The following is a 16,510-nucleotide window of genomic DNA, read 5'->3' as shown; positions in this document are numbered from 1 at the left end:
AACGCCGAGCTATCGTCCGCGCTTGCCAACCACCCGCGACCCAACGCATCCGCAAGCATGGAGTGTCCGAGCTACTCCGCCGGACGGAGCGCGCCGAAATGGCGTTCATGCGGACTGGCGCCATCCCGCGGTCACAGGATCTCGTGAGCGGGACACCGCGCCGGCGTACAGCCTATGCCGGCAGTCATCGGCTCCATTACGTGACGCGAACACCGCACAACGCGGTATCACCCACGGAAAACCGACCTGATTGTTGGGGAGGTGGAAAGCCGGACCGCGACCCGGACGAAACTCACGGTGGCTGCTTCCTTCCGGACCTGACCAGGTTGGCAAGGTGCCCGTCCGCGACCGACTTTCCGAGGCGGTTCTTAGCACAAGGTGGGATACATCCGGCAAGGCCCGGATGAGAGAAAAGTCGCCGAAGCGCCTGATGCGCCCATCTTTCGGGAAACAGCGGCGGCCGGTAAGCTTTTCATTCGGACAACAGACAAGCGGAGCCGGGATGGAAACGAACACGCAGACCGGTCCAGTCACCTCGGCCCATGTCTATGCTGGTGTCTATGCTGGCGGCACCCATGATCGCGCGGCCATTCCGCGGCGGGATTCCGCATGGCTGAACGAGGCCTTCAGCGGACCGTCCGCGCGTTTTCTGCCGATCTGGCGCGACCTCCATCTGATCGACGCAGCCGACAGCGCGACGCCTGCGCTTGCCCTGCTACCTCGCGACACGCTTGGATTCGATCCGGCGCATGGGCCTTCGGTATTCCTGGGCCTGCGGGACGAAACGCCGGTCTTTGCGGTCGACATATCCACACTCGACGAGGCCGTCCTGCCCGGCGCGTTCGTTCCGGTCCGTCCGCTCGCGGCCATGCTGTCCGGCGCCGATACGGCCCTGATCGCCCAGGCCCGCAGCCTGCTGTCCTGGCGCGCAGCCAATCGCTTCTGCGGCCGCTGCGGCGCCCTGACATCGAGCGAAGACGGCGGGGCGCGCCTGCGGTGCTCGGCCAACGCCGATCATCTCATCTTTCCACGGGTCGACCCCGTGGTGATCATGCTGGTTCGAGACAACGATCGCGCATTGCTGGCCCGGGGGACGCGCTTTCCGCCCGAACGCCGCCTGTTCAGCGCACTGGCCGGTTTCGTGGAGCCGGGCGAAAGCGCCGAGGAAGCCGTGGCGCGCGAGGTCTTCGAGGAAACCGGCATCCGCATCACGAACATCCGCTATCACTCGTCTCAGCCTTGGCCGTATCCCGGCGCGCTGATGCTCGGCTTCATGGCGGACGCGGTGACGACGGACCTTGCGATCGATACGGAAGAGATTGTCGAGGCCCGATGGGTCACACGCGACGAGGTTCGTGATCCGTCAGCGCATGCCTTCGAAATCCCGGGACCCGCCGCAATCGCGCATCACCTGATCGCGGCGTGGCGTGAAGGGCGCGACTGAAAACGCGCGGTTCTATTCCCCGACCGCGCTCCCGCCGGCCCGACGCAGGTCGACGCCGCCGTAATACAGTCCTGACCGTGCCGCGCCGACGGTGGGCGCGCCATACATCACGCCTTCGGCCGCGCCCCATTGGCCATGCTGGTCGATCTCGTATCCGGCCGCCTTGAGCGCATCGAGCGTATCCGGCGTCAGGGCGTCCTTCTCGACCTGTACGGCCTCGGGCATCCACTGCTCATGGATACGCGGCAGGTCGATGGCAGCCTGGACATCAAGTCCGTAGTCGATCACGCCGAGAATAGCCGACAGCGTGATGGTCGGGATCCGGGACCCGCCGGGGCTGCCGATGACCATGACGGCATGACCGTCACGCGAGACGATCGTTGGGGACATCGAGGACAGTGGCGTCTTGCCCGGAGCCACGGCATCCGCCTTCGATCCGACAATGCCGAACATGTTCGATGCACCGGGCTTGGACGAAAAATCGTCCATTTCGTCGTTCATCCAGATGCCGGTATGGCCGCCCATCACGCCGGCGCCAAACCAGCCGTTCAGGGTGTAGGTCACCGAGACCGCCATGCCGCCGCGATCCATGATCGAATACTGCGTGGTCTCATGACGCTCGGGATCGGAGCCGGACTGCGCCTGCTGTGCGCCCGGCGCCGCGATCCCCGGCACGAGCCGGGCGGATGCAATGGCGTGCCCGTCTGTCGGCAACGCACGCCGGATTTCGTCCGCATAGGCCGGGTCGGTCAGATGTGCGATCGGGTTGTTCACGAACGCAGGGTCGCCGAGATCGCGCCGGTCCGAGTAGGCATGCTGCATCGCCTCGGCTTCACGCTCCACACGCGCGGCGCTGTGCAGTCCGAGCGCATGCATGTCGTAACCGGAGAGGATGTTCAGAATCTCGCAAAGCGCGACACCGCCGCCGCTCGGAGGGGGGGCTGTCTCGATGTCATAGCCCCGATAATGACAGGTGATCGGCGGCAGCACCCGCGTATGATAGGCCGCGAAATCCGCCGTCGTCAGCAGGCCACCACCGGCGGCACTGGCACGTGCGATCTCGCGGGCGATCGGCCCATGGTAGAACGCGTCCGGTCCGCCCTTTGCGACGGCTTCGAGGCTGGTCGCGAGTTCCTTCTGCACGAGCCGGTCTCCCGGCTGCAGCGGCGTGCCGTCAGGCCTGAGAAAAATGTGCCGCGCTTCCGGATCAGCCTGGAAGGCATCCAGTCTCTTGTTGATCAGTGCCGTATCCGAGGCCTGCAATACGAAGCCGTCGCGGGCCAGGGCGATCGCCGGTGCCATGACACGCGCACGGCTCAGCCGGCCGTAGCGGTGCAGCACCATGTCGAGGCCCGCCACGGTACCGGGCACGGCCACGGCCTTCCATCCATTGATGGACAACCCGGGCACGACCTTCCCCTGCCCGTCCTGAAACATCGCTTCGGTGGCGGACAGCGGGGCGTGCTCACGAAAGTCGATGAAGACCGCAGGCCCGTTGGCCGGACGCAGCGTCATGAAGCCACCGCCGCCGATATTGCCCGCTGCCGGGAACACGACCGCCAGTGCATAACCGACCGCCACGGCGGCATCGGCCGCATTGCCGCCCTGGCTCAGGATACGCGCGCCGATCTCGCTCGCCAGATGCTGCGCGCTGACGACCATGCCGTGATGCGCGACAACCGGACCGACGGCACGCCCCGCCTCTCCCGTAAAGGCGAGAGGATCCGGGACACCAGCCGGGGCCGGAGGCGGCGCTGCGACAGCAACGGTGCCGAAGGAAATTGCAGCAACGGAAAAGAGACAGCGAAGACGAAGACGCGGCACCGTGGGTCCTTGCAGCATGTCAGATGTGAGGCGCGTATGGTCGGTCGAGGCCGGCCGGCGACTTCGTGAAGATTTCGCAGCCGTCTTCCGTCACCCCGATCATGTGCTCGAACTGGGCGGACAGCGAGCGATCGCGCGTCACGGCAGTCCAGCCATCGTCCAGCACCTTCACGTCGGCGCGGCCCAGGTTGAGCATCGGCTCGACCGTGAAGACCATGCCGGGCTGGATCACGAGCCCCTGCCCCGGACGGCCGTAATGCAGGATGCTGGGTGCGGCATGGAACGTGCGCCCGATACCGTGGCCGCAGAAATCACGCACGACCGACAGCCGCTGGCCTTCCGCAAAGGTCTGGATCGCATGCCCGAGGTCACCCAGCGTGCGGCCCGGACGCACCTCGCTCAGCCCGATCATCAGCGATTCATAGGTCGCATCGAGAAGCTTGAGCGCCCGTTTCGGGGGCTGTCCGGCAACATACATCCGCGACGAGTCGCCATACCACCCGTCCACGATCGACGTGACGTCGATGTTGAGGATGTCTCCTTCTGCCAGACGCTTCTCGCCGGGAATGCCGTGGCAGACGACATGGTTGATCGAGATGCAGCAGGATTTGGGATAGCCGCGATAGTTCAGCGTCGCCGGAATCGCGCCATGCGCCAGCGTGAACTCGTGGATGATCCGGTCGAGTTCGCCCGTTGTGATGCCGGGCCGAACGTGCTCCGTGATCATGTCGAGCGTTTCAGCCGCAAGACGCCCGGCGACCCGAAGTTTTTCGAAATCGTTGGTGTCGTGGAGGATGACCCCCCGCTCGCTGCCATCAGCATCCATGTCGCCGCCCTCCCGTTCTGTCAGGCACGGCATGGGGCCGAGACCTGCGGATTAGCCCGTCAGAATGCGCATGAGCGGCTCGAACCGCAACCCGTCATCAGAACAATGCGTGATCCGGGAAGGATCACGCGGGCTCAGCCGTGTGCGTGATGTCGCTTGTGACGGGCCGTCGTATTCGTGCTGACCATGCGGACATGCGCGGTGGACACGACATGCGCCGCGCCGTGATGGCGCAGGCCGTAACGACGCGGACCCGTGGGCGCCTCGGCGACTTCTGTGCCGGCACCTGGCCAGCGCGCTGCCGCCGCGGCCACCATATAATGATGACGGGCCGAATAGCTCGCACGCGCCAGAACGACGGGGTTGGTCATCGGATGTGCAGGCGGTGCCACGCCCTCGGCCTCGAAGCCGCGGTCGAGAAGAGCCGCCATGATCCGGTCACGTGTCGGGTTCGACGGCGCGCCCATCACGACTGCCACGAGACGGACGTTGCTGCGCATCGCGGAAGTCGCAAGGTTGTGTCCGGCAAGGCTCGTGAAGCCGGTCTTCATGCCGTCCGCACCCTCGTATTCCCTGAGCATCGTGTCGTGATTCATGATTATGCGACGATGGAACTGGAACATCGGTACCGAGAAGTAGTGATAGTCCTCGGGAAAGTCGGTCAGCAGATGACGGGCGAGTGTTGCCAGGTCACGCGCCGTCGTCACCTGATCCGGATCCGGAAGACCCGATGCGTTGCGGAACGTCGTGTTCGTCATGCCAAGCGCCCGCGCCTGGGACGTCATGATGTTGGCGAAGCGGACTTCGTCGCCGCCGCCCAGCAGTTCACCCAGCGCGCAGGCCGAGTCATTCGCGGACAGCGTGACGAGAGACAGCATGGCTTGTTCGACGGTGATCTGCGTCCCGGGAACGAGGCCGAGCTTGGAAGGCTGCATCGTTGCGGTATGAATGGAGACCGGAACCTGCTGATCGAGCGTGATCTGACCGGCCTTCAGCGCCTTGAACGTCAGATACAGCGTCATGAGCTTCGTCAGTGACGCCGGATAACGCTGGAGGTCCGGGTCTGTCTGCGACAGGACGGCGCCCGTGTTCGCATCCATGACGTAGGCGCTGACATGTCCGACATATTGCGCATGCGCGGGCGCCGAATGGACGGCTACACCCGTCAGCATGCCGAGGCCGGCGGCCAGGGAGCCGGTGCGCGCTCGGGGGTTCAGACCGCGCATGGCGTGCTTTCCGAAGACTGTCATCGCTCGACTGATCACCGGCCGCCCCGCTCACATCGTGTAACGGCGCGATGATAGGCAAACTTGAAACACAACGTCCAGTTTCTTCTCGGTATTTTCGCAACTTGTGCGATGCTCGGGTTCAACCTGCCGAACATGGCAATCCGGGCCGCAAAGCGTTCATCATTTGTTGACCTTTGAAAGAACGCATCGCGCCCTGACTGTCGCCTGCAACCGGGGGCTTTGAACCGACGCCGGCAATCCCATATGGTAGCAACATGCTGAAGAACACGTTCATCGATGCCCATATGACGCGGTTTTCCGCTGCATTCGCAGCTCTGCCGAACCTCACGCGCATGGCCCAGGAGCCGCCGGGCCGTGACGACGGCAAGCAGGGCGACGATGGCGATGATGGCCTGCAGACCAACGTCGTGGTGCGCGTGCGTCCCAAGACTCGCAAGCCGGCCATGTACAAGGTGCTCATGCTGAACGACGACTACACGCCGATGGAGTTCGTCGTGCATGTCCTCGAACGGTTTTTCAGCAAGTCCCGTGACGAGGCGACGAACATCATGCTGCATGTCCACAAGCGTGGCGTCGGTGTCTGTGGCGTCTTCACCTACGAAGTGGCCGAGAGCAAGGTCACGCAGGTCATGGATCTCGCCCGGCAGAACCAGCATCCGCTGCAGTGCACGATCGAGAAAGCCTGAACGGAGCGTGCAAACACACGCATCCGATATGATTTCATGGGAAATTCGACGGCCCTTCCGCGTTTCCTGCTGGCACTGCACGTCGCCAGACGACAAGATAAGTGAAGGGCCGAACGTGTTATCGGTCCGGGTCCGACTGGCAGTTACACCGCCCGGACCTGCCGGCCGGTCCTGAAAGGAGCGCCACGATGTTGTCACGCACTCTCGAACAGACGCTCCACCGCGCATTGACGATGGCTGGCGAACGCCGTCACGAATATGCGACGCTCGAACATCTGCTTCTGGCTCTCACCGAAGATTCCGACGCGACCACGGTCTTCAAGGCCTGCGGCGTCGACCTCGACAAACTGCGCGCCGACCTGACCGATTTCCTCGACAAGGATCTCGCAGGCCTCGCCGCAGACCGGCCCAACGAGCCGAAGCCGACCGCTGCTTTCCAGCGCGTGATCCAGCGCGCCGCGATTCATGTCCAGTCGACCGGACGGGACGAGGTCACGGGTGCCAACGTTCTCGTCGCCCTGTTCGCCGAACGCGAAAGCCACGCCGTGTATTTCCTGCAGTTGCAGGACATGACGCGACTGGATGCGGTGAACTTTATCTCGCACGGCATCGCCAAGGCGCCGGACAAGGCCCGTTCGCGTCCGACGGCATCGAAGGATGCGCCGGAAGGCGAACGCGAGGAACGCGGCGGTAAGACGCAGAAGAACCAGGAAGCGCTTTCCACCTATTGCGTGAACCTCAATCGCCGCGCCGAGGAAGGCAAGATCGATCCCCTGATCGGTCGCGATTCCGAAATCGAGCGCACGATCCAGATCCTGTGCCGCCGCACCAAGAACAACCCGCTCTACGTAGGCGATCCGGGCGTCGGCAAGACGGCGATCGCCGAAGGGCTGGCCAAGCGCATTGTTGAAGGCGACGTTCCGGAAGTCCTGCTGAAGAGCACGATCTACGCGCTCGACATGGGTTCGCTTCTGGCCGGCACGCGCTATCGCGGTGATTTCGAGGAGCGGCTGAAGGCTGTCGTCAGCGAGCTGGACGCCAATCCGGGCGGCATCCTGTTTATCGACGAGATCCACACCGTCATCGGCGCGGGTGCGACATCCGGCGGGGCGATGGATGCTTCGAACCTGCTCAAGCCGGCACTCGCTGCCGGCACGCTGCGCTGCATCGGCTCGACGACCTACAAGGAGTTCCGCCAGCATTTCGAGAAGGACCGGGCACTCGTGCGCCGGTTCCAGAAGATCGACGTGCCGGAACCCTCGGTCGAAGACGCGGTCAAGATCCTGCGCGGCCTGAAGGTGAACTACGAGCGCCATCACAAGGTCCGCTACACGGAAGAGGCTCTGCGGGGCGCCGTGGAGCTGGCGGCGAAATACATTCACGACCGCAAGCTGCCGGACAAGGCGATCGACGTCATCGACGAGGTCGGCGCGTCCCGCATGCTGCTGGCCGAGAACAAGCGCCGCAAGACCGTGACGTTGAAGGACGTCGAGGACATCGTCGCCAAGATCGCCCGGATCCCGCCCAAGAGCGTGTCGTCCGACGATCGCGAGACACTGCGTCATCTGTCTCGCGACCTGAAGAACATGGTCTATGGACAGGACAAGGCGATCGAAGCCCTGACGGCTGCGATCAAGCTGTCTCGTGCGGGTCTGCGTGATGCGGAGAAGCCGATCGGGAACTACCTGTTCTCGGGTCCGACTGGCGTGGGCAAGACCGAAGTCGCCAAGCAGCTGGCCTCGACGCTCGGGATCGAGCTCATCCGCTTCGACATGTCGGAGTATATGGAGCGGCATTCGATCTCGCGGCTCATCGGCGCGCCGCCGGGTTATGTCGGTTTCGATCAGGGAGGTCTGCTGACCGACGCCATCGACCAGCATCCGCATGCCGTGCTGCTGCTGGACGAGATCGAAAAGGCCCATCCGGACCTGTACAATGTCCTGTTGCAGGTCATGGATCATGGCCGCCTGACGGATCACAACGGCAAGATCGTCGACTTCCGCAATGTCGTCCTGATCATGACGACGAATGCGGGTGCTGCCGATCTGAGCAAGGAAGCCGTAGGTTTCGGCCGCACCGAGCGCACCGGCGAAGACGAGGATGCGATCAAGCGGACATTCACGCCGGAGTTCCGCAACCGTCTGGACGCGGTCATCCCGTTCGCAAACCTCACGCCGGAAATCGTGGGGCGCGTGGTCGAGAAGTTCGTGTTGCAGCTCGAGGCACAGCTTGCCGATCGGCATGTGACGATCGAAATCTCGTCGGCCGCCAAGGAATGGCTTGCCGAACGTGGTTACGACCGACTCTACGGGGCGCGCCCCCTGGGCCGCGTCATCCAGGAGCACATCAAGAAGCCGCTGGCTGAAGAGCTTCTGTTTGGCCGCCTTGCGAACGGTGGTGCTGTCAAGATCGGGCTCAAGAACGACGCGTTGGATTTTGAGTTTATCGAGACGTCCGCGCAGCAGCCCGACAGTGGCGAAGGCAATGGCGAACGGCGCTCCGAGACGGCGTCCTGAAGCCCTGAGACGAACAAAAAAGACCCCGGAGAGCAATCTCCGGGGCCTTTCCTTTATTGATACTTCGTTCCGTTCACGACGACATAGCCAGGTATCGACCACTCTCGGCCTGTACCATGATGTGTCCAGTCGATACCCTGACTGCGGCGGTTGTCGTAGTAATAGCGGCCGACGATTTCGGCCTTGTCGCCCTTGTGCACCCAAGGCCATGCGGGCGCATCCATCTCATCGAGATCGGATACGATTCTCACCCATTGGTTCTGGCCGACATCGACCATGAAATAGCCGTGCAGGCCGCTCCGCGTCGTGCGCTGACGCGAAACCCGGGTCACGGTGCCGCAGACATGTTCCGGCAGATCCAGCGCGTGATCACCGCCCGCTTCAAAAGCCTGCTGATCGCCCAGGAATTTCTGATCGTCGCACGAGGACGGCACCGGCTGCGTCTGAGCGCATGCAATACCAGACAACAGCAGGCCGATGACGCCGACAGACGAGCCGCGAAGACATACGAATCGGCTCATTGCTTGTGGACCGAGCCGGGCTTGTGTGCGGCAGCCGCCCCCGTCTTGTCGCTTTCCACCACGACGCGCGGATCATCCTCGCTGGCACGGATCGTATTGTGCTTGATCTTGACGGTTTTCGTTGCGATGCCCTTGACCGTTCCGTGGGTCTCGCCCTGCGGCGTCTTCCAGGCGACCTTGTCGCCCTTCTTTGGCATGCTGCTTTTGGTCACGACGGATGCTCCTCTCTGGAAAGCATCCCAACGCATGGTTATCAGCAATAGTTGTCGCATGATGGTGCTGCTGGACAGGATTGAACTGTCGACCTCTCCCTTACCAAGGGAGTGCTCTACCACTGAGCTACAGCAGCGACGAAGGGGCTTCTAGCTTCTACGTTCCGCATCTGCAAGCCCGAAACCGACGATCGCGTCAGTCGTCGCGGTGGATCTTCTCCATCCGCTCATGACGCTCCTGCGCCTCGATCGACAACGTGGCGATCGGACGCGCTTCCAGCCGCTTCAGGCCGATCGGATCGCCTGTCTCCTCACAGAATCCATAGCTGCCGTTCTCGATCCGCTGCAGCGCCATGTTGATCTTCACGATCAGCTTGCGGGCCCGGTCGCGTGTCCTGAGCTCCAGGGCGCGGTCCGTCTCGACGCTGGCACGGTCGGTGATATCGGCTTCGTGGATCCCGCCTTCGGAAAGGCTGGCCAACGTGCCGTCGGCTTCCTTCAGCAGATCGCCCCGCCAGCGCAACAGCTTCTGGCGGAAATACTCGACCTGAAGGGTATTCATGAACTCTTCGGCGTCAGAAGGACGATAATCCGGCGGTAACGTGATCATCAATCAGACATCCCTATGGCGCGCTTGTGTGAGGGGCGCCGCACCAACCCTCGAGCTCTCATGCCCCTATCTGTTCTGTCCTGAAACAGACTGATATCGGGCGCGCTTGCGGCGGCTTATAGCCACCACCACCGCCCACGCCAAGTCTTCTCGTATGTCAGGCGCTCCGGCGATTCGATCAGCCCTTTCATGTCGCCATGCTGCGCCATGCCGGATTCTACCCCGTCCGTTAAGGATCTGTTGACGCCTGGCAGGCCAGGATACGGCGAGGACGACCATGGACCCGTCCATGACGCCAGACTGGACCGAGGATCGTGCCGCTTCCTATCCCCCCCCCTGTTCGACGCAAGGTCGGCAACATCCTGGCGGCAGTGCTGATCGCATTCAGCGTCGCGCCGCTTCCGGCCCGGGCCGGGTACGTCCGGATCAAGGACATCACGGAGACGGAAGGCGTACGCGCCAATCAGCTGATCGGCTACGGGCTCGTTGTCGGACTGAACGGCACCGGCGACCGGCTCACCAACTCCATCTTCACGCGCGAAACCCTGATCAGCATGCTCAACCGGCTGGGCGTCAATATCCGGAACGAGGAAACCCAGCTTCAGACCCATGACGTCGCGGCTGTCATGGTGACAGCCGACCTCCCCGCCTTCTCCCACAGCGGCAACAGGATCGACGTCACCGTCTCCGCAGCGGGTGATTCAAGCTCGCTTCTGGGTGGCACATTGCTCGTCACGCCCCTCATGGCGGCGGACGGCGAAGTCTATGCCGTGGCGCAAGGCGCGCTGGCTGCGAACTCGTTCTCCGCGCGCGGGGCTGCGGCCGAAGTCACCCGCAATGTGCCGACCACGGCACACGTGGCAAACGGCGCCATTGTCGAGCGCGAAATCCCGTTCGACCTCGGCGCCCGCACGCATCTGCATATGAGCCTGCGCAACCCCGACCTGACGACGGCCACGCGGATCGCGGCCGCGATCGCGCAGGCCGTGGGGCCGATTGCGACCGTGGACGATCCGAGAACGGTCGAACTCGATCTTACGGGCCGCGATGCGGTCTCGACGCTCGCCCGGATCGGCGATCTGCCCATCCTGCCGGACACGCCTGCCAAGGTCGTGATCGACGAAGCCAGCGGCACGATCATCATGGGGGCCGACGTCCATATCAGTACCGTTGCCGTCGCTCAGGGAAACCTGACGGTGCAGGTCAGTGAAAGCCCCGAGGTCTCCCAGCCAGGACCGCTCAGCAACGGGCAGACGACCTCGGTCCCACGCACGAATATCGGCGTGACGACGGGCGCAAACAGACGCATGGCCGTGCTTCGCGGCGGGGCAACGCTGCGCGACCTGGTGACGGGCCTGAACGCCCTGGGCGTCGGCCCGCGGGACATGATCAGCATCCTGCAGACCATCAAGGCAGACGGCGCCCTGCAGGCAGATCTGGAGACACGCTGATGACCTCGGCCATACAGGCGATCGCCACACGGCACAGCCTTGCCCACACGCCCGACGCTGCCGATGAAGCGAAAACCTGGAAAGCAGCGACCGACTTCGAGGCAATGACGATCAATCAACTGGTCGAGCCGATGTTTTCGACAATCGATACATCGAAGGACATGTTCAGCGGGGGCGCTGGCGAAGAACAGCTGAAGCCGATGCTGGTCAACGAAATGGCCAAGGAGATGCAGAAGGCGGGCGGCCTGGGCCTTGCTCAGCCGATCTACAATCAGATGCTGAAGATGCAGGAAGACTCGAAATGATACCCAGTCTCGAAGAGTTGGCATCCGACATGGCCAACGTTCTGGAGGCGGAAAACACGGCGCTCCAGAATGCTCAACTCCAAGCGGCCGCAGCCCTCTTGTCGCGCAAACAGAAAGCTGCGAGCGCACTGCATGACGCCGTGAAGCAAGGCAGCAAAAATATCGAGGAATGCTCGCGTCCGACACTCCGCACCGCAGCCGCACGCCTGTCCAACGCCTTGAAACTCAATGAAACTCTTCTGACCAACGCACTGGCTGCGCAACAGAGCATCGTCGAATTGGTGCTGGCACAAAACCGCCCGGACCAGACACGCGGCCTTTACGGACAGAGCGGCGTCTATCAGACGCGCGCCAGTCAAGACGTGCTCAGGCCGTGGTCAGCCACCACGGCCTGAAGCTCGTTCAGATATAGTGTTCCTGAAGGGGCGCGAACCCGTTGAACCCCGTCGAGCAATAGGTCGATACGTATGCGCCTGTCGACAGAAGTTCGACCCGGTCGCCGTCGCGCAGCGCCAGCGGCAGATCAACCTTGCGCTTTTCATAAAGGATATCGACACCGTCGCAGCTCGGACCGGCCAGAACGGTCGGGCCACTTTCGGTTCCGTCATGTGCCGTCCGCACGGGATAGCGAATCGCCTCGCCTTCGGTCTCGGCGAGCCCCCCGAAACGGCCGATATCCAGATAGACCCAGCGCGGTGCCTCAGGTGCGCCGCCACGTCGGCTGACCAGCACGACTTCGGTGGATACGACACCGGCACTTCCCACCAGAAACCGCCCAGGCTCGACCAGCATCTGCGGCAGGTTATTGCCGAAATGCTGCGTCATCGCCTGCCCGACCGCGAGCCCGAAGCGCTCGATCTCCGGCACGTCATCACGATAACGGATCGGGAAGCCGCCCCCGAGATTGACCATCCGCAGATCGAGACCAGCCGCCGAGAGATCCGTGAACAGCATGGCGACCTTGGCAATCGCAGCCTCGTAGGCCTCGATGCCGGTCTGCTGGCTGCCCACATGAAACGACAAGCCATACGGGTCGAGACCCAATGCACCTGCGCGAAGCATCAGGTCATAGGCGTGCTTCACCGTCGTTCCGAACTTGCGTGACAGCGGCCAGTCCGCACCGTCGTTCTCGACGACGAGACGGCAATAGACACGCGCGCCGGGCGCATTCCGGGCGATCTTGTCCAACTCCTCCTCGCTGTCGAAGACAAAGAGATTGACCCCTGCCTCGAAAGCTTCCCGGATGGCGGACACCTTCTTGACCGTGTTGCCGAACGAAATCTGCTGTGGCGTCGCGCCGGCGGACAGACACATTCTGATTTCTTCGATCGACGCGGCATCAAAGCATGATCCCAGATCGACCAAGCGATGGAGGATCGGAGCCGCCGGGTTCGCCTTCACGGCGTAATAGATCTGTGCAAGCGGCAGCGCGTCTTTCAGCGCTGCGTACCGCTCCGCCACATGGTCGACATCCACGACCAGGCATGGCGTAGCAGGACGGTTTTCCGAGAGAAAACGGGAAATTTTGGGAGTCATTAAACCCCCTCCCATGTTTGCCTCGTGTCGCTTTCGTGAGCGAACGAGCGATGTTGCGAAACGGTCTAACGGACCAGCGACCATGGCGAGACCGAACGCGCGAAATGCGTGATCCGATCCCGGATTGCCAGAACGCTTGACGTCGTTGCGTAACCTTTAGGGGGCCAGTGGCACGTGCGTTGCTGCGTGCGGCGCATATGAGGCCAAACCCCCTCGCGCGCAACAGAAAATGTCCCACCGTTTTTGCTTTTTTTGGATGCCTTTTCAGCACCCGCGTCGTCTCAAAGACACAGCCCGCGGCAGATGAAGTCGCCATAGGAACGACTTTCACGATGGCGCGTAGTCTTGCGGTAACAATACCGCTATGCGCACCTCCCGACTGCGCGCCGAGCGAGACCCGACGTTACGTCAGGTCATCGCAACGAGTAGCCCTCGACCAGGAGAAGCACGTGCCATCCATGCCCCAGACTGAAGCAACGACGTCGGCCCAGCCGGCACCGGCTTCAGCTCCCCTGTATCAGGACGCTCATCGCGTGTCGGCCGAGGGTACGGCATCGCCCGGAACAGGCGTGTCCTCGCCGTTCAAGATGCCGTGGGGCGGCTGGAAGCTCGTGATCCGCCAGATGATCAACGAGCTGGGAACAAGTCAGATCTCGCTCGCCGCGGCCGGCTGCGCGTTTTATGCGACGCTTTCTCTTTTCCCTGCGATCAGTGCACTACTCTCTCTTTATGGACTCGCGTTCGACCTCAATACTGTCGAACCGCAGCTCAACGTCCTGCATGATCTTCTGCCGCCCGCAGCCTACACTCTGATCGGAGACCGAATTCACACGCTCGTGGAGCAGTCGCACAGCTCACTGACGATCGGGCTGATCTTTTCGCTCTGCGTGGCCCTGTGGTCCGCGTCGGCCAGCACCAAATCGATCCTGTCGGCATTGAATCTGGCGTACAACACCACGGAACTCCGCTCTTTCCTGGCATTTCAGGGGATCGCGTTCGGCACGACGCTTGGCGCAGTCCTGGGAGCCTGCCTGACGCTCGCGCTGATGGTGGCGTTGCCCGCGTTCCTGGACTTCCTGCCGTCTCACCTTGCCTTCCTGCATATCCCGCCACAGTTCGATACTGCCCTGACATGGGGTCTGCCGCTGGTCGTTCACCTGCTGGCGCCGGCACTCATGCTGCTGTTCGTATTCGGCGCCGTAACCCTGCTCTATCGGCATGGGCCGTCGCGCCCGGCCGGGGCCTGGCGCTGGTCACTGCCCGGATCACTGGTAGCGACGGGTCTCTGGCTTGTGACGTCGTTCGGCTTTTCCTGGTACGTCAGCCACTTTGCATCATACGGCGCAACGTACGGACCCCTAGGTGCCGTCGTGGCCATCATGATGTGGTTCTTCGTCAGCGCCTATGTCGTCCTGCTCGGCGCCGAGCTCAACGCAGGGCTTGAAGACCGCATCGCAGGTCTTGAGCCCAAGGTAAGCAATACGGTCAACCCAGAACGTGTGCCTCAGGAACCGACCGTGTCGAACGACGTGGCATCTAGGGCCGAGGCGACTCGCTCTCGGTAAATACGTCCGTATAACCGGACGTTATCGCCGGCGTATGTGTGACGCGGCGGGCAACGGCACGCTCGCCGCGATGGCCTGCTCAGGTGTGTCCTCGTCGGCGGCCTGAGCAACTTCGACGCTCGGTTGATCAGCCGCGGGCAGCGGCGTCAATGCCACGCGTGCCGTACCCGACGCCACCATACCGATCCGCTCCGCAGCAGCGCGCGAAAGATCGATGATGCGATGATTGAATGGTCCGCGGTCGTTGACGGTCACGACGACCGACCGGCCCGTGTCTTCCGACCGAACGAGCAGCTTCGTTCCGATCGGCAGCGTGGGGTGCGCCGCCGTCAGCGCGTTGCGATCGAAGATTGCACCACTCTCGGTACGCCGGCCGTGAAAGCGTGCCCCATACCAGCTGGCCACGCCATGCTGCGACCAAGCTAACGCCGTGCGACCTTCTTCGGCCACGCGGTGCATACGGGCAGCCAAAGCCCGCCGCACGGAATCCGCCCATGGCGTTTTGACCGCTGCGTGGTTCCCTGCCGGTTGTGTCGCGTCCTGAGCCAGGCATGGCGCGGCCCCGAGGACCGCTACGGCAACCGTGGACAGGAAATGACGCGATATCAGACGACCCAAGGTAGCACTCAACGACCCACACCTCCGCGTGTTCTTCACGCCCGTCGGGACGATGCCCTTTTTATCTTGAAGGCACACCCATACCGCATTTGCACACGAAAGGCTAACAGGCGATCCTTAACGCTTCCTGAACGGCACGATCCACGGCGAACACGGCACGAATAAGGCGATCTTTCGGGCTGCGCGGATGCGGGCCTTTAACCACGCTGTTGAAAGTGCTACGGGCTCGCCACCATGAAGCGACCGCTCATTGCCGTACTGAACGGCCCAAACCTGAACATGCTGGGCCTACGCCAGCCTGACGTCTATGGGCATGCCACCCTCGACGACCTGGAACAGGTGTGTCTTCAGGCCGCCGAGCGGCTCGACGTCACGATCGATTTCCGGCAGACGAACATCGAAGGCGAGCTTGTCACCTGGATCCAGGAGTGTCGGGGTCGGGCCGATGGCATCGTCATCAACCCGGCGGCGTATTCCCACACCTCGATCGCGTTGCTCGATGCACTGCTTGCCGTCGGCCTGCCGACGGTCGAGGTCCATATTTCAAATGTATTCCGCCGCGAGACATTCCGGCATCATTCTTATGTGTCGCGCGCGGCGATCGGCGTTATGGCTGGATTCGGCGTTCGCGGTTACGCTCTCGCGCTTCAGGCGCTCACCGACATGATCGAGGACGAAGACCAGCAATGAGCCGCATGCTCGTGGACGCAGATGCCATCCGGGCATTGGCAGACATCCTGACCGAAACCGGCCTGACCGAGATCGAGATCGCCGAAAAGGACAGCCGGATCCGCGTTGCGCGCGGCACGGCACAGACGGTTGTGGCTCCCACGGCAGCTGCAGCCACGCCGATCGCAACCGCAGCCCCCCAGGCGGCGCCGTCCGCCGATCCCACCAAGCATCCGGGCGCGGTCCCGAGCCCGATGGTCGGCGTGGTGTACCTGACGCCCGATCCGTCGGCCCCGCCGTTTGTTACAGAAGGCCAGAGCGTTGCGGCCGGGCAGACGATCATGCTCATCGAGGCCATGAAGACGTTCAACCAGATCAAGGCCCCCCGTGCCGGGACGCTGACGAAGGTTCTGGTGGCGTCGGGCGATCCGGTCGAGTTCGGCGAACCTCTCGCGATCATTGAGTGACGAACCTCTT

At 63.0% G+C, this 16,510-nt stretch carries 17 protein-coding genes, 1 tRNA gene and 1 other RNA gene; 9 read left to right on the top strand and 10 right to left on the bottom strand.

Annotated features, from left to right (window positions below):
* Positions 1 to 260 precede the first annotated feature (260 nt).
* An RNA gene (ffs, locus tag B8446_RS01675) (signal recognition particle sRNA small type) lies at positions 261 to 358 on the bottom strand.
* Between the two features lie 144 nt (positions 359 to 502).
* Here ffs and nudC point away from each other — a divergent pair.
* Positions 503 to 1,444, top strand: coding sequence for an NAD(+) diphosphatase (nudC, locus tag B8446_RS01670; protein WP_053053619.1), 942 nt, complete (start codon positions 503 to 505; stop codon positions 1,442 to 1,444).
* 12 nt (positions 1,445 to 1,456) lie between these two features.
* On the opposite strand, the gene ggt is transcribed toward nudC, so the two are convergent.
* The 3 genes from ggt to B8446_RS01655 form a co-directional block, all read right to left on the bottom strand.
* Positions 1,457 to 3,286: a gamma-glutamyltransferase gene (ggt, locus tag B8446_RS01665; RefSeq protein WP_053053617.1), complete on the bottom strand. Its 1,830-nt coding sequence runs from the start codon at positions 3,284 to 3,286 to the stop codon at positions 1,457 to 1,459.
* A 1-nt stretch (position 3,287) separates the two neighbouring features.
* Complete coding sequence (map, locus tag B8446_RS01660) at positions 3,288 to 4,094, bottom strand: type I methionyl aminopeptidase (protein WP_048846667.1); 807 nt, start codon at positions 4,092 to 4,094, stop codon at positions 3,288 to 3,290.
* A 134-nt stretch (positions 4,095 to 4,228) separates the two neighbouring features.
* The gene (locus tag B8446_RS01655; protein WP_053053612.1) at positions 4,229 to 5,320 is read right to left on the bottom strand and encodes a D-alanyl-D-alanine carboxypeptidase family protein; all 1,092 of its coding nucleotides are present in this window, start codon (positions 5,318 to 5,320) and stop codon (positions 4,229 to 4,231) included.
* Between the two features lie 356 nt (positions 5,321 to 5,676).
* On the opposite strand from B8446_RS01655, the gene clpS reads away from it, so the two are divergent.
* The gene (gene clpS / locus B8446_RS01650; protein WP_048846663.1) at positions 5,677 to 6,030 is read left to right on the top strand and encodes an ATP-dependent Clp protease adapter ClpS; all 354 of its coding nucleotides are present in this window, start codon (positions 5,677 to 5,679) and stop codon (positions 6,028 to 6,030) included.
* Positions 6,031 to 6,218: 188 nt separating this feature from the next.
* Positions 6,219 to 8,546: an ATP-dependent Clp protease ATP-binding subunit ClpA gene (gene clpA, locus B8446_RS01645; RefSeq protein WP_048846534.1), complete on the top strand. Its 2,328-nt coding sequence runs from the start codon at positions 6,219 to 6,221 to the stop codon at positions 8,544 to 8,546.
* Positions 8,547 to 8,599: 53 nt separating this feature from the next.
* Here the strand turns inward: clpA and B8446_RS01640 are convergent, their stop codons facing one another.
* From B8446_RS01640 to dksA, 4 genes are all read right to left on the bottom strand, one after another.
* Positions 8,600 to 9,067 (bottom strand): DUF3465 domain-containing protein, encoded by a 468-nt coding sequence (locus B8446_RS01640; RefSeq protein ID WP_053053610.1) that lies wholly within the window; start codon positions 9,065 to 9,067, stop codon positions 8,600 to 8,602.
* Positions 9,064 to 9,279, bottom strand: a complete 216-nt coding sequence (locus tag B8446_RS01635; protein ID WP_199484025.1) for a hypervirulence associated TUDOR domain-containing protein — start codon at positions 9,277 to 9,279, stop codon at positions 9,064 to 9,066. The genes B8446_RS01640 and B8446_RS01635 overlap by 4 nt, the downstream gene beginning before the upstream one ends.
* A 62-nt stretch (positions 9,280 to 9,341) precedes the next feature.
* Positions 9,342 to 9,416: transfer RNA gene (locus B8446_RS01630), tRNA-Thr, on the bottom strand.
* A gap of 59 nt (positions 9,417 to 9,475) precedes the next feature.
* Entirely contained in the window at positions 9,476 to 9,889 is a 414-nt protein-coding gene (dksA, locus tag B8446_RS01625) for an RNA polymerase-binding protein DksA (RefSeq protein WP_048846532.1), read from the bottom strand.
* Positions 9,890 to 10,248: 359 nt separating this feature from the next.
* Here dksA and B8446_RS01620 point away from each other — a divergent pair, with 359 nt between their 5' ends.
* Genes B8446_RS01620 through B8446_RS01610 form a run of 3 tightly spaced genes read left to right on the top strand, consistent with a single transcriptional unit; the run spans position 10,249 to position 12,040 of the window.
* Complete coding sequence (locus B8446_RS01620) at positions 10,249 to 11,340, top strand: flagellar basal body P-ring protein FlgI (RefSeq protein WP_048846656.1); 1,092 nt, start codon at positions 10,249 to 10,251, stop codon at positions 11,338 to 11,340.
* Positions 11,340 to 11,645: a rod-binding protein gene (locus B8446_RS01615; RefSeq protein ID WP_084711980.1), complete on the top strand. Its 306-nt coding sequence runs from the start codon at positions 11,340 to 11,342 to the stop codon at positions 11,643 to 11,645. The genes B8446_RS01620 and B8446_RS01615 overlap by 1 nt, the downstream gene beginning before the upstream one ends.
* 29 nt (positions 11,646 to 11,674) lie before the next feature.
* The gene (locus B8446_RS01610; RefSeq protein ID WP_148505796.1) at positions 11,675 to 12,040 is read left to right on the top strand and encodes a hypothetical protein; all 366 of its coding nucleotides are present in this window, start codon (positions 11,675 to 11,677) and stop codon (positions 12,038 to 12,040) included.
* 7 nt (positions 12,041 to 12,047) lie between these two features.
* Here B8446_RS01610 and B8446_RS01605 read toward each other — a convergent pair whose 3' ends face one another.
* On the bottom strand, positions 12,048 to 13,181 hold the full coding sequence (locus B8446_RS01605) for a type III PLP-dependent enzyme (RefSeq protein WP_048846529.1): 1,134 nt from the start codon (positions 13,179 to 13,181) through the stop codon (positions 12,048 to 12,050).
* Between the two features lie 458 nt (positions 13,182 to 13,639).
* Between B8446_RS01605 and B8446_RS01600 the strand changes: the two genes are divergently transcribed.
* The gene (locus B8446_RS01600) at positions 13,640 to 14,746 is read left to right on the top strand and encodes a YihY/virulence factor BrkB family protein (RefSeq protein WP_084711979.1); all 1,107 of its coding nucleotides are present in this window, start codon (positions 13,640 to 13,642) and stop codon (positions 14,744 to 14,746) included.
* 21 nt (positions 14,747 to 14,767) lie between these two features.
* On the opposite strand, the gene B8446_RS01595 is transcribed toward B8446_RS01600, so the two are convergent.
* Positions 14,768 to 15,205 (bottom strand): septal ring lytic transglycosylase RlpA family protein, encoded by a 438-nt coding sequence (locus B8446_RS01595; protein ID WP_148505795.1) that lies wholly within the window; start codon positions 15,203 to 15,205, stop codon positions 14,768 to 14,770.
* Between the two features lie 393 nt (positions 15,206 to 15,598).
* Between B8446_RS01595 and aroQ the strand changes: the two genes are divergently transcribed.
* Both aroQ and B8446_RS01585 read left to right on the top strand, forming a co-directional pair.
* Positions 15,599 to 16,054, top strand: a complete 456-nt coding sequence (gene aroQ / locus B8446_RS01590; RefSeq protein ID WP_048846527.1) for a type II 3-dehydroquinate dehydratase — start codon at positions 15,599 to 15,601, stop codon at positions 16,052 to 16,054.
* Positions 16,051 to 16,500: an acetyl-CoA carboxylase biotin carboxyl carrier protein gene (locus tag B8446_RS01585; protein WP_048846526.1), complete on the top strand. Its 450-nt coding sequence runs from the start codon at positions 16,051 to 16,053 to the stop codon at positions 16,498 to 16,500. The genes aroQ and B8446_RS01585 overlap by 4 nt, the downstream gene beginning before the upstream one ends.
* Positions 16,501 to 16,510: the final 10 nt, after the last annotated feature.

It is taken from the genome of Tanticharoenia sakaeratensis NBRC 103193 (genome assembly GCF_000963885.1).
Classification (GTDB): Bacteria; Pseudomonadota; Alphaproteobacteria; order Acetobacterales; family Acetobacteraceae; genus Tanticharoenia; species Tanticharoenia sakaeratensis.
This window is presented reverse-complemented; position numbering and strand designations above follow the sequence as displayed.